Here is a 12887-nt window from a genome sequence, read left to right as displayed (position 1 = left end):
CGCTCATCCTGCAACGATCAGACTGACATTGCTGCCGCCGAACGCAAACGAGTTGCTCATTGCGTACCGCGTGCCTGCGCTGCGCGGCAAGAACCGTTCGCTTTCGACGAGGTCGAGCGGGGGCAGTGCCGGGTCCGCCTCGCCGTCCCACACGTGGCGCGGCAGCGGTACGTCTTCGCGCGCGAGCGCGAGCCATGCGAAGCCTAGTTCGGTGGCGCCCGCCGCGCCCAGTTGATGCCCCGTCAGCGGCTTGGTGCCGCTCGTCGCGACGCCGTCGGGAAACACCCGCGACATGAGCCTCGCTTCCATCTCGTCGTTCTTGCGCGTTGCCGTGGCGTGCAGGTTCACATAGCCGATGGACGACGGCGCAAGGCCCGCATCCGCGAGCGCCGCGCGCAACGCGAGTTCGCCGCCGACGCCTTGCGGATCCGGCGAAGAAATATGGTGAGCGTCGCTCGATTCGCCGACACCCGCAAGACGCACCGCTGCTTCGTCGCGGCTCATCAGGAACACGGCCGCGCCTTCGCCCACGTTGATGCCGCAACGATTCCGGCTAAGCGGATTGCTGCGCGTGCCGCTCGTCGACTCGAGCGAAGCGAAGCCTTGCACGGTCAGCTCGCATAACGAATCGACGCCGCCTACGACCACGGCGTCGCATAGTTGCAATTGCAACAAACGCTGCGCCGATGCAAACGCCTTGGCGCTCGACGTGCATGCGGTGGATATCGTGTACGCCGGACCCTTCACGCCCAGGGCCGCCGCCGCGAACGGCGCAGCCGTGCCGATCTCCATCTGCCGGTAATTGAAGTTCGCGGGCAGCGCGCCCGCTTGCGCCTGATAGACGAATGCGGCCTCGGCGGCCTCGATACCCGAGGTGCTGGTTCCGAGCACCACGCCGATCCGATGCGCGCCATAACGCTCGCGCGCCGCATCGACGGCCGGCGCGATCTGCGCGAGAGCGGCCAGCAGCAGGCGGTTGTTGCGACAGTCGTAGCGTGCGAGATCCGCAGGGGGTGCGAGCTCGAGCGGGGTCACCACGCTGCCGACAAACGCGTCGCCGATTCCCGTATGCACCGTCGTCATGCCGGGTGCGTCGGTTGCCGCGAGGGCCGGCACGATGCTGTCGAGGTCGCCGCCGAGCGCATTGATCATGCCGAGCGCGTGCAAATAGACTGATGGCGCTTTCATGCGGCCCTCCTCATTTCCGATGGCATGCCGATCGGCGCGAGCAGCACCGCCACCGCAATGCCGAGCGCGAGTGTCGCGCCAAAGCTCTTCAATGCGGGCATCGCACTCATGCCGAGCATGCCGAACGACAACAGCGTGGTGGCCGCGGACAGCAGCACGCCGGTCCACACCGCGCCGAGATCGGCGTCCGCGCGCAAGCATCCTTCGCGCAGAAACACCGCGTAATTCGCGCCGACCCCGAGCACGAGCATCAGCGCAAGCCAGTTGAACAGATTGAGCGGCACGCGCGCATAACCGAATGCGGCGAGCGTGACGCCTATGGCCAGCAGCACCGGCAAGGTCACTGCGACGCCGCCGCGCAGACGTTGCACGACGGACGCTGCGGCGCCTGCGCCACCTGCGTCACCAGCACTGCGCGAGGCCGAATGCGGTGCGGCGTACCGCACGATCAGCAGCACGAGAACGAGCGTCAGCGCGCCGCCGAGCCACCAGGCGCTATCCACGCGATACGCGCCGAACAGCTTCGATACGCTCGCGGCCTTGTCGACGAACACCACACCCGGCAGCGAACGCGCCGCGGCGATCAACGCTGGCTCGTTGCGCGGGCTCACGCCTTGCGGGATCACGACCGCCGCATACGCTTTACTCGCCGCGTCGAGGCGGCCAGCCGGGCCGACCTGGCCGAGCCACAGGTGCCGGTACGGTTGCGACCACGGCGCGGCGAGCCACTCGTCCACAGTGAGAATGGGTTGCGGCCTTGCTTGCGCGGCGAGCCAGGCATCGGCCACTTCGTCCTTGAAGCCCGCTTGCAGCAGCGTGGCGCGCAATGCGGCACGGTCGGCGAAAACATGTTGCGCGAGCAACGCGCGGTTCTCATTCTGCTGCTGCGCGGACGGCACGAACTGCGCGACCGACTGATAACCGCTTATTCTGTCCGCCGCGCTGTCGAGAGCGTCGAGCTTCGTGCCGAGCGCCTCGGCGCGCTGCAATACCATCTCCGGCGTGTCGCCGCGCACGACGAAAAACTGCGCGCTGTTATCCACGCCCACTGCCGCGCGCACCTTGTCTTCCTGGGCGACGAGCGACGGGTCGCGCTGAGTCAGCAGGTGGATATCGTCGTCGCTCGTAAGGCGCAGCCAGCCTGGAAGCGCGGCGATCAGCAACAGCGCGGCGACCAGCCACGCGCGCCGGCCGCCGATCACCCGATGCCACGCGCCGAGCAAGCGCGCGGCGCGCCCAAAGAGGCGCCGCGGACTGCGTTGGGGCGCGTACGGCAGCAGCGCGGGCAACAGCCACATCACCGAAGCAAACGCGGTCACGATGCCGGCCATCGCAAAGCAGGCAATCTGCTTGAGCGCGGGAAACGGCACCCACATGAGGATCGCGTAGCCGAGCAGGCTGGTTGCAAGCGCCACGCTCAACGCAGGGCGCACGGCATGCGCGCCGCGACGCGCATCCCAGTCGCGCCCCGCACCGAGATAGACGACGAAATACTGAATCGAATAGTCCACCGCTTCGCCGATCAGACTCGCGCCGAACACGAGCGTCAGCAGATGCAGCTTGTCGAACACCAGCAACGTGACCGCCAGCGCGCACACAATGCCGAACGCGGTGGAAACGAAACCCAGCAGGAGCAGGCGCGGCGAGCGGAACACCCACATCATCAGCAACGCAATGCCGACGAGCGACGCCATACCGATCACATGCACCTCGCTCTCCGCTGCGCTGCGCGCCGATTGCGCGTAGAACACCGCGCCGGTGCGCGCCACCGAAACGTCGGCGAACGTCTGCTTGAGCGCGCTTTCGGCTTGCGAGAGCGCCGCGATCACGGCCTGTTGCGTGCTGCTTTCGTAGGCCGAGCCTGGCAGCGTCGCTACGACCAGCACGCTGGTTGCGTTGCCTACGTGGGAGACGAGCAGGCCGTCTTCGAGCTCGAGATTCGAGGTGGCAAGCGGCAGATTGCCGAGCCAATGTTCGAGCCAGCCGAACGGGTCGTCTGCAAGCGCAGTGGTGAGGCCGCCGCGCAACGGGTTATAGATGCGTTGGGCCAGTGCGTCATGCAACGTGCTGCCGGATGCAGGCGCGGCCGCGATTGCGTCGCGGTCGGCAGGCGTGAGCAGACCGAAGCGATGTGGCAGGTACAGCGCCGCGATGCGCGACAGGTCGAACGGCGGCAATTGCGCGGTTACCGAAGCGAACGCGCCGCTCTTTTGCAGTGCTGCGCCAAGCTGCTTGGCCGCCGCCTTGGCGTGCGCGTCGTCGCGACTGGTGACGAGAAAAACGGTACGGTCGCCCAGCGCGCTCGCGAGCGTATCGACGGCTTTCTCCGCGACCGGGTCGGCCTCGGTCGCGGGCAACAACGCGAGAAAATTGGTCTGCAACGGCGACGGTCCGGCGAAACGCCAGCCGCAATACAGCGCCGCCGCGAGCGCGAGCACGAGCCACGCGGCCCGCACGCCCCATGTCTGCCTCGCCGACCTGCGCAGCAACTCCATTACGGCGCCCCGAGCAGGCTGCGTTCGGCCGGCGCAGGCTCGCTCACCGTCTCGCTTCTGCTGAATTCGAGTTGCGTGATGTCGCCGTTCGCGAGCGCAATGCGCAAGTTCTGCAGGTAGTCGCCGCCGCTCATCTGTATGCTCTTGATGGACTGCGCGATCTGCGGCTGATTCGGCGTGAGCCGCATGCGCCAGTTCGCGGCGCTGCCCTCGGCCTGCACGTCGAACTGCGAATACAGTGCGGAAAGATCGCCGCCCAGCATCGCGCGCATCATCTTCGAGACTTGCGCGACGCCGCGCGTGCCCTGCGCGCCGCGTGTGGTGACACGCTGCCCGCGCGCGTCGAGTTCGGCGACGCCTGCGTCGGTAATCACGTAAGTGGCCTTGTACGGCGCCGCGATCTGCCAGATCACGCCGCGCTCGCGCAGAAACAGCAAGGAACCGGTGCTGATTAGCGGCTGCTTCATCGCGGCAAGCGTTTGTGTTTGCGTGAACTGCGCGCGCACGCCCCTGGCTGCTGCGAGATGCGAGGCGATCTGCGAGACGAGTGCCGAATTGCCGTCAGTGGCGGCCGCCGATACCGGCGCTGTGCCCACGCCTGGCGCGCTCGTCAACGCGGCCACACACAGCACCTTGACGAGCCGCCGGCGAACATTCATGGTCCCCATACACGCTCCAGTTTTTCGAAGACCACGGGCGGCGACACGAACTGCAATTCCTGAGTGGCTGCGTGAACCGCCACCTGAATCGTGTAGCCCTTCGTGAGCCGCGTGCCCGAGGCGCAATCGACGATTTCGTAGCCTATTTTCAGGCGGTTTTCGTGTTCGAGCAGTTGCGTGCGCACGTCGATCTTCTGACCATACGTAGCCGGGCGCACGTACTTCAGATGTGCCTCCACGATCGGCCACAGATAACCCGATGCCTGCATTTCGCGGTAGTCGTAATCGAACGCGCGCAACAACGCAGCGCGGCCAATCTCGAAGTACTTCAGATAATGACCGTGCCAGCAGACGTTCATCGCGTCGACATCGTGAAACGGCACTTCGACCGTTGCGCTGGCGCTCAGTGGCTTGCGGGCGGCGCTCATGCGTGTGAATCTCCGCGGTAAGGCAGCAACTCGCATGCGGCAATGCGTGCGCTCAGCGCGCGCAGATCGTGTTCGAGCGCGCGGTCTTGCTCGACGAACGGCGACTGTGCGGCGACGCTTTCCATGAACGTTTGCAACGGCGCCGGCACCGGCGTGGAGCTGTCCATCCGCAGACGCAGCCGCGCGGCCTGCACTGTGGCAAGCGTGTGCGCCGCGGCCACCTGTTCGGTCAATTCGAGCACGCGCAGGCAGTCGCGCGCCGCGATAGTGCCCATGCTGACCTTGTCCTGGTTGTGGGCCTCGGTGGAGCGCGAGAACACGCTGGCGGGCATGGTGTTTTTCAACGCTTCGGCTGTCCACGCGGACGACGAAATCTGCACGGCCTTGAAGCCATGATTGATGGCCGCGCGCTCGGGCGCCGCGCCAGTAAGATTGCGCGGCAGGCCGTTGTTGAAATTCACGTCGACGAGCAGCGCGAGTTGCCGGTCCATCAGATCCGCGAGGTTCGCCACCGCCACCTTCAGCGAGTCCATGGCGAACGCGATGTGGCCGCCGTAGAAGTTGCCGCCGTGCAGCACGCGCTCGTTGTCGGGGTCGATCAGCGGATTGTCGTTCGCGCTGTTCAGTTCGTTTTCGACGTCGCGGCGCACCCAGCTGAGCGCATCGCGCGCCACGCCGATAACGTGCGGCGCGCAGCGGATCGAATAGCGGTCCTGCAGGCGGTGGCCGGGCGTGTCGTCGCGGCCTTCGAGATCGGCTCGAATCCATGCGGCGGCTTGGGCCTGGCCGGCGTGCGGCTTCACTTCGAAGAGCGTCGCGTCGAAATGCGCGGCGCGCCCGTCGAGCGCCACGGTAGACAACGCAGTCAGGCGCGCGGTGAGGCGCGTCAGGTGATCCGCGCGGGCGAACGCGAGACACGCAAGGCCGGTCATGACCGCGGTGCCGTTCATCAGTGCAAGGCCCTCTTTCGGCGCGAGCGTGAGCGGCGTTTGCCCGAGTTCGCTCCATACCTCGCGCACGTCGCGCAGGCGCCCTTCGAACATGACTTCGCGCTCGCCCGCGAGAGCCGCCGCGACATACGAGAGCGGCGTGAGGTCGCCGCTTGCGCCGACCGAACCCTCGGCGGGAATGCGCGGCAACACGCGATGATTGACGAGGTCGGCGAGACGTTCGAGCAGCACGGGGCGCACGCCCGAAAACCCATAGGCCAGCGAGTTCAGACGCGCGGCGATCACCGCGAGCGTCTGCGCGTCGTCGAGATAGTCGCCCATGCCGCAGCCGTGATAACGCGTGAGCTGCAGCGGCAACGCTTCGACGAGTTCCATCGGCACGTCGACCACGCAGGCGTCGCCATAACCGGTGTTGACGCCGTAGACGGTGGCGCCCGCGGCGAGATGCCGACGCAGAAAGTCGGCGCCGCGCTGAATGCGCGCGCGCCAGGCCGGGTCCGTGTTCAACGCGACCGGTGCGCGCTGCTGCGCGATGGCGACCACGTCCTCGATGCTGAGCTTGCGCGCACCGATCACGACGGGCGCCGCGTGAGCGCCGCGCGGCGAAGTTGCGTGAGCGCCGGCCTGCGGCGCGTCGATCAGATCATGTTCGGCCATTTGCGCCTCGCTTGGGGCTGGCCCAAAAGTCGAAGAAATTGAACCATTGATAAGGTGCCTTGCGGCAATAGTGTTCGAGACGCTCCGCATAACGCTGCGCCCACGCTGCGAGATGCTGGGTGCGCTCGCGGCGCGGCAACTCGATGCGCTGCGCGAACGGCTCGAAGTAAAGACGATAACCGTCGCGCTCTTTCAGACAGAAGAACAGATACACCGGGCAGCCGAGCGCATGCGCAAGCACATAGGGGCCCTGCGCGAACGGCGCATCGGCGCCGAGAAAACGCGCACTCGTAGTGCGGCCCGCCTCGTGCGCGGGCACGCGGTCGCCGACTATCACGAGCAACTCGCCCGCGTCGACGCGCTCCTGCATCAGCATCGCGGTTTCGGGTCCGAAGTCCGCGACTTCGAGCAGATGCCGCGCGAATTCGCTGTTCGCAGACGCGAGCACGCTATTGAAGCGCCGCGCATGTTCGGTATAGACAACCGCCGTGACTTTCGCATACGCGCCTTGCGCGGCGAGCGCACGGGTCATTTCCAGATTGCCGAGATGCGCGCCGATCACGAGCGCGCCCTTGCCGCTCGCAACCAATGCTTCGAACGCCGAAGGATCTTCGAATTTCACATCGGTATCGTTCACGCGGCCGGACCACGCCGCGAGCTTGTCGAAGCCCGATTGCGCGAAGGCCAACATGTGGCGATAGGCGGAAAGCCAGCCGGGGCGCGGCGTGTCGCCGTGCGGCGCGGCCTCGCGCAAACGCGTGAAGTAATTGGCCGAGGCCGCGCGCGCCGCACGTCCGGTCAGCAGAAAATAAGCGACGACAGGATGCAGCCACAGCGCGGTGAAGCGGCGGCCGAACAGCTTGCAGCTCAACGCGAGCAAGGACATGCCAAGATGACTGCCGCGCTCGGCGATACGCCACCAGTCCTGCGCTTCGGGCCCGCCCGAGAGATTCGCGGTTGCGCTGTGGCGCGGCATGAATTTGTGCGCGACGAGCAACGGCAGACGCAGCAGCATGCCGCACACGAGCCGCGTGTGACTGCGGCTGATGCGCACGTTGTCCCACAACACGTCGAAATGCGAAACGCCGTCGCTCGCGTAAGTCACGCGCGTGGGAATCGCGCGAAACGCGGCGCGCCGCCAGTAAAGGCGCACCAGAATCTCGATGTCGAAGTCCATGCGCGTGGGCAACTGCACGCTGTCGATCAGCTCGCACGCGAGTGCAAGCGGATAGAGCCGGAACCCGCACATCGAATCGCGAATGGTCAGCGAGAGCGTTTCGATCCACACCCACACGTGCGTCAGGTAACGGCCGTAGAGGCGCGACTTCGGCACGCTCTCGTCATACACGGGTCGACCGAGAATCACCGCACCGGGTTCGGCGCGCGCGGCCTCGATAAAACGCGGGACATCGGCGGCGTCGTGCTGGCCGTCGGCGTCGATCTGCAACGCGTGCGTGTAGTTCGCGCGGCGCGCGGCGCGCAACCCCGCCATGACCGCGGCGCCCTTGCCGCCGTTGACCGGCAGACGCAGCAGCGTCACTTGTGCCGCATATCGGCGCGCGAGTTCGCCGAGCACCTGTTGGGTCGGCTCGTCGCTGCCGTCGTCGACGATGAAGATCGGCAAGCCGTGTACCGCCAGATTCGCCACGGTGGCGCCGATCGCGTCCTTGTGGTTGTAGATCGGAATCACGATGCAGGCAGCGATGCTCATGACGCGCTCTCCGGATAGACAATCGCGCCCGACGCGCATTCGCGTCCGTTCAGCCGGTACGCGAACTGCACGCGGCGGCGCGCCGCATCGTGCGCGAGCGTGAGCTTGAGCACCGCGCCAGGCGCGACCGGGGCCATGAACTTCAGACGGTCGATGGAAGCGGCGGCCCGCACGCACGGCACCTGTTCGGCGGCAAGGCGCATTGCCCAGTCGACCTGCACGACGCCCGGCAGGATCGGCAAGCCGGGAAAGTGGCCGGCGAAATGCGCGAGCGTCGCCGGCACGCGCAACTCATAGTGAAGCGTGTCGCCGCTGCGCGCCTCGGCGAGCAGCTCGAAGCCCTCCGCGCGCGGCTCGAACGCCGCGGCGACCGCCGAGACCGGCAGCTTGCCGCGCGCGTCGAACGGCAGCGCAAGACGAAAGCGCCAGTGGCGCGGCAATACGACCACGTCGAAATAATCGGCGAGATGGCGCCGCAGGCTCTGCGCGAGAAGCACGCGGCCCTGGTCGCGCAACGCTTCGCTGCCGGCTTCCGTCAACGCGACGACAGCGCCGACGCGCTCGCGCGCGCCGCCTTCGAGCGGCACGATGGCCGCCTGCATCACATACGGATGCAGCGCGAGCCGCGCCTCCAGTTCCGGCAGCGAGACGCGCTTGCCATCGAGCTTGAGCACGCGGTCAAGACGCCCCTGCAAACGGAAACCGCCTTGCGCGTCGAACGCAATCTTGTCGTCCGTACGATGCCAGCCGCTGTGATCGAGATGCGGCGAACGCACGTTGAGCGCGCCGTCCTCGTCGCGCCGCACTTCAATGCCGGTTACCGGTTGCCATGCATCGCTCTGGTCCTGGCGGCGCCACGCAATGCCGCCTGTCTCGGTGCTGCCATAAATTTCCAGCGGCGCGGCGCCGTAAGCGGCCGCATAGTGCTGGGCGGCTTCGAGCGCGAGCGGACCGCCCGACGAAAAAAACGCACGCGGCGCGGGCGTCATTGCGGCAAAGCCCGGTAACGCCGGCCAGCGCGACAACTGCGCGGGCGTCGAGACGATCACGGCCGCGCCGCATTGTGCAAGTTGCGCCTGCAGATGCTGCGGCTCGATGCTGATCTCGCGATCGAATGCGCGGCCGGCGGCAAGCGGCCACATCACGCGAAACAGCAGACCGTAGATGTGGTGATGCGGGACACTCGCCAGCATCGTCGCGTCGCCGACGAGCGCGCCCCACTGCTTCTCGAGCGTATGCACTTCTGCATTGAACTGCGCGAGGGTTTTGCGGATCGGCTTCGGACGGCCACTGCTGCCGGATGTGTAGAGCGTAAGCGGTGCTTGCGGGTCGATGCACGTATCCATGCGCGTATCGATGCACGGGCTGGAAGCAGCCGCGCGCGCATCGGCTTGCGTGTGCGGCGGCAGCGCGGCGTCGGTCAATACGACGTCGTAGGCATCGGCGAGATCGGCGAGATAGCCGGGCGTTGCGTTCGCAGGTATCACCGGTTCCTTGCCGCAGGCGAAGAGCGCGAACAACGCACAGGCAAAGTCGAACGGATCGTCAATGCACAATGCGTAGCGTTGCGCGGCCTTTTCTTGCACCAGCGCGACCAGCGCCGTGACGCGCGCGCGAAACGCTGCGCGGTCGAGCACCGTGGCGCGGTCGCGGCAAACCGGAACGTTGCGGCCGGCGGCGTCGAGCGGGACAGCCAACAGGTCGTGCAGCGCGATCATGCCGCCTCCGAACGCGCAGCGCGCGGCAGCACGACGAGATAGCGCCACACGACTTCCGCGATCAGCAGCACACCGATCAGCAAATAGGCAAGCGCGCCGTTATAGAGCGACCAGTTCGCGCGGCTCCAGTAGAGCGCGGTGTAGGCGGAGAAAGCGCCGTTCAGCAGAAAGAACCCGCACCACACCTGGGTGACGCGCCTCGTGTGACGCACGGCGCCCGGCGGCAGATCGGCTTTGCCGAGGCGCGCGAATTTCTCGATCATCGACGGTCCGCGCACAAGCGTCGCGCCGAACGCGATCAGAAGACCGAGATTGACGAGCGACGGATAAAGGCGCAACAGCAACTCGCTGTTAGTGAAGACGATGGCCGCCGACGCGCAGCTAAGCAGACCGACCACGGTCCAGTCGATCGCGGAAAGACGGCGCAGCGAAGTCGCGACAGGACCGCTGCCGGCCCAGCGCTGCAGCCACAGAATCGCAAACAGCATGCAGCCGACGTAGCGCGGCGTGTCCCAACGCCATGCGCAAAGAATCAGCGCCGGGTAGGCGAGCTTCACGAGCACCTGCACGACGGCCTTGACCCAATGGCGCCCGGCCGTTGACGAAGCACCGGCGGCCCGCTGCTCCACTGCCGGCGTTCGCGAGCGCGTAGCCGGCATCAGCCTTGGGTCGCCAGCAGCGATTCGACCGCACCGATCACGTCGCCGACCGTGCGCACCGACTTGAACTCTTCCGGCTTGATGCGGCGCCCGGTCATTTCCTGCAGTTTGATCGCGAGGTCGACTGCGTCGATGCTGTCCAGATCGAGATCTTCGAACAGATGCGCGTCGGGCGTCACGCTCTCGGGCTCGATTGCGAAGTTCTCTTTGAAGATGGCGCGGATGCGTTCAAGAATCTCTGCCTCGGACACGGTCATTCCCCTTTGCTGTTAATTTCATTGGCGGTGTGCGCCGCTTCGCGCTGACTTGCCACCAGCGCGGCCAGCGTGCTGATCGAGCGGAAATGCTCGCGCGTGCGCTCGTCGTTCGCCGCAATGGTCAATTGATATTGTTTGCGCAGCACGATGCCGATTTCCAGTGCGTCGATCGAATCGAGACCGATGCCGTCGGTATCGAATAACGGTGCGTCGTCGTCGATATCGGCGGGGCTCAGGTCTTCCAGATCGAGTGCTTCGATCAGGAGCTGCTTAATTTCCAGTTTTAAAGAATCCATAATCGAACAGGTGCTGGGTAATGTGTGCTTCGACGGCGCTCGTCACGCTGCGCGCCGCGAGAGCCGGTGGGGTGTCGTGCGCCGCGAGCCCGTCCGCGGCGAGCGGCTCGAGCACGTTCACGCGCATGCGGAACGCTCGCGCGGGCACGTCGTACCAGCGCATCTCTTTGGTGAACGCGGGCGGATCGCAGTCCATGAGCACCGGCACGATCGGTGCCCCGGCCTTGAGCGCCATATGCGCAAAACCGCGCGAAAACGCATGCAGCCGGTTGCGCGCCGGACTGCGCGTGCCTTCCGGAAAAATGATCATCGTATAGCCGGCCGCGAGCTGCCTGGCACCCGCTTCCACGAGCTCGGCGGGGTCCGCGTTGCTGACATATTCCGCCGAGCGCACGATGCCCCAGAAACATGGGTTGCTCCAATGCGCGTTCTTCACGACACAGCAAGCGTGCGGCGTGAGCGAAAGCAGCACCATGACGTCGAGGTAGGTGGGATGATTCGCCACCACGATGGCCGGGCGCCGCGCGCGCAACGCGTGCGCGCCCGTCACTTCGAGCTCCATTACGCCGATTCGCTGCAATACGGCCACCAGCGCGCGGAAAAACCAGTGGATCACGCTGGTCACCGCGAACTGCCGCGACGCGCGATGCGGCCACAGCCACGCGAGCGGAAACACCAGCAGCGAGAACAACACGCCGCAGATGCCGAACACCACGAACGCCATGCCGGTCGCGAAAAACCGCCAGGCGTAATCAAACCGCGCGGTCATGCCATCTCCACTGCCATAGGACGCCGGCGCCTTGCCAGGCGGCGGGCTCGCCGGTTTCGAGACAATGCAGCAGCGCCTGGCTTTGCGTGGCGAAGCGGGTTGCGGGCTTTGCGCTGGTGGTTGGTTCCGGGCCGGGAGTTGCGGTATTGGTCGCGGTCGGGGCGCTCGGGGCGCTCGGGGCGCTCGGGGCAGTCGTGGCAGTTGCGGCGCTCGGGGCACTTGCGGCGCTCGCGGCAGTTGCGGCGCTCATGGCACCCGCGGCGCTTGCGGCGGGCAGCGGGGACGCTTGCCCCTCTTGCCCCTCTTGCCCTTCTTGACCCTCCTGCTCGCCCGCTACCGGCGAGCGCGTGCACACCAGATGCCCCTGCACGGCTTCGCCGCCCAGCAGAATCGCGATGGCTCCGCCCTGCACTTCGTCTTCGATCGTGCCGTATGCCGTGTCGGCCGGCTCGTCGGCGTACACCAGCAGCACCGGCGAGGCCGGCTGCGTCGCATGTTGCGCGTACGCTTCCAGAAGCGCGTAGCCAAGCGTTTCCGGCCCGGCCGAGATCGCGCTTGCCGCCGAACGGTCGCCGCGCGCAATGCCGAACACGCCCGTCATCGCATTGAGCACCGACAGACTGAAGGCGGTCGGCGACACCGGCTCGCCCGCACTGAGGGCGCGGAGAATATCCGTGGTGCGGCGCAGTTCGCCGTGCCGGGACGCGAACACGACGCGTGCCTCGGTCATGCCGACGCAGTCGTGCGCAACCTTCAGCGCGACGCGGGAAAGCGTGCTGAGACGCCGCCGCACAATCGGCTCGATAAAACCGATGTCGGGTGCGGCAGAGGTGGCGGCAGGCCAGCTTGACCAGCGAGCGACCGGAATGGTCCAGTACGGATCGGGCATATCGGTGTTCGCGCGTAGAAGCAAGGAGAGGCTGAAGCGCCTGACGGAATAGCAGCCGTCACAGCGTATGCGCGCCGAGCGGACCGGCAAATCTCCAGCCGGAGGGCAATCCAGACTTCTTTTGTAGGGTTCAGCGAATTAACGGCACTTTGGCCCGATTATTTAGACCTTTTGGCAATTGGCCTTGTGGTTTGGCTCGGGCTCCCGTAGC

General features: G+C 66.3%; 12 protein-coding genes. All 12 read right to left on the bottom strand.

Annotated elements, in window-relative coordinates:
- Window positions 1-3 precede the first annotated feature (3 nt).
- From JNB89_RS07720 to JNB89_RS07665, 12 genes are read right to left on the bottom strand one after another with little or no spacing between them, the layout of a single operon-like run.
- Window positions 4-1188 carry a beta-ketoacyl-[acyl-carrier-protein] synthase family protein gene (locus JNB89_RS07720; RefSeq protein WP_220361818.1) on the bottom strand — a complete coding sequence of 395 codons (1185 nt, stop codon included), beginning with the start codon at window positions 1186-1188 and terminating at the stop codon, window positions 4-6.
- The gene (locus JNB89_RS07715; RefSeq protein WP_220361817.1) at window positions 1185-3683 is read right to left on the bottom strand and encodes an MMPL family transporter; all 2499 of its coding nucleotides are present in this window, start codon (window positions 3681-3683) and stop codon (window positions 1185-1187) included. Before JNB89_RS07715 ends, JNB89_RS07720 begins: the two co-directional genes overlap by 4 nt.
- On the bottom strand, window positions 3683-4351 hold the full coding sequence (locus JNB89_RS07710; RefSeq protein ID WP_220361816.1) for a LolA family protein: 669 nt from the start codon (window positions 4349-4351) through the stop codon (window positions 3683-3685). Before JNB89_RS07710 ends, JNB89_RS07715 begins: the two co-directional genes overlap by 1 nt.
- The gene (locus tag JNB89_RS07705; protein WP_027212379.1) at window positions 4339-4770 is read right to left on the bottom strand and encodes an acyl-CoA thioesterase; all 432 of its coding nucleotides are present in this window, start codon (window positions 4768-4770) and stop codon (window positions 4339-4341) included. The genes JNB89_RS07710 and JNB89_RS07705 overlap by 13 nt, the downstream gene beginning before the upstream one ends.
- Window positions 4767-6377, bottom strand: coding sequence for an HAL/PAL/TAL family ammonia-lyase (locus tag JNB89_RS07700; protein ID WP_220361815.1), 1611 nt, complete (start codon window positions 6375-6377; stop codon window positions 4767-4769). Before JNB89_RS07700 ends, JNB89_RS07705 begins: the two co-directional genes overlap by 4 nt.
- Window positions 6364-8088 (bottom strand): glycosyltransferase family 2 protein, encoded by a 1725-nt coding sequence (locus tag JNB89_RS07695; RefSeq protein ID WP_220361814.1) that lies wholly within the window; start codon window positions 8086-8088, stop codon window positions 6364-6366. Before JNB89_RS07695 ends, JNB89_RS07700 begins: the two co-directional genes overlap by 14 nt.
- Window positions 8085-9806, bottom strand: coding sequence for an AMP-binding protein (locus tag JNB89_RS07690; RefSeq protein ID WP_220361813.1), 1722 nt, complete (start codon window positions 9804-9806; stop codon window positions 8085-8087). Before JNB89_RS07690 ends, JNB89_RS07695 begins: the two co-directional genes overlap by 4 nt.
- Entirely contained in the window at window positions 9803-10465 is a 663-nt protein-coding gene (locus JNB89_RS07685; protein ID WP_013340197.1) for a membrane protein, read from the bottom strand. Before JNB89_RS07685 ends, JNB89_RS07690 begins: the two co-directional genes overlap by 4 nt.
- The gene (locus tag JNB89_RS07680; RefSeq protein WP_013340198.1) at window positions 10465-10722 is read right to left on the bottom strand and encodes an acyl carrier protein; all 258 of its coding nucleotides are present in this window, start codon (window positions 10720-10722) and stop codon (window positions 10465-10467) included. Before JNB89_RS07680 ends, JNB89_RS07685 begins: the two co-directional genes overlap by 1 nt.
- The gene (locus JNB89_RS07675; protein WP_013340199.1) at window positions 10719-11018 is read right to left on the bottom strand and encodes a phosphopantetheine-binding protein; all 300 of its coding nucleotides are present in this window, start codon (window positions 11016-11018) and stop codon (window positions 10719-10721) included. Before JNB89_RS07675 ends, JNB89_RS07680 begins: the two co-directional genes overlap by 4 nt.
- Window positions 10993-11787 carry a lysophospholipid acyltransferase family protein gene (locus JNB89_RS07670; RefSeq protein WP_135892858.1) on the bottom strand — a complete coding sequence of 265 codons (795 nt, stop codon included), beginning with the start codon at window positions 11785-11787 and terminating at the stop codon, window positions 10993-10995. The genes JNB89_RS07675 and JNB89_RS07670 overlap by 26 nt, the downstream gene beginning before the upstream one ends.
- Window positions 11771-12676, bottom strand: coding sequence for a beta-ketoacyl synthase chain length factor (locus JNB89_RS07665; protein WP_220361812.1), 906 nt, complete (start codon window positions 12674-12676; stop codon window positions 11771-11773). Before JNB89_RS07665 ends, JNB89_RS07670 begins: the two co-directional genes overlap by 17 nt.
- Window positions 12677-12887: the final 211 nt, after the last annotated feature.

It is taken from the genome of Paraburkholderia phenoliruptrix (assembly GCF_019511605.1).
GTDB lineage: Bacteria > Pseudomonadota > Gammaproteobacteria > Burkholderiales > Burkholderiaceae > Paraburkholderia > Paraburkholderia phenoliruptrix_A.
This window is presented reverse-complemented; position numbering and strand designations above follow the sequence as displayed.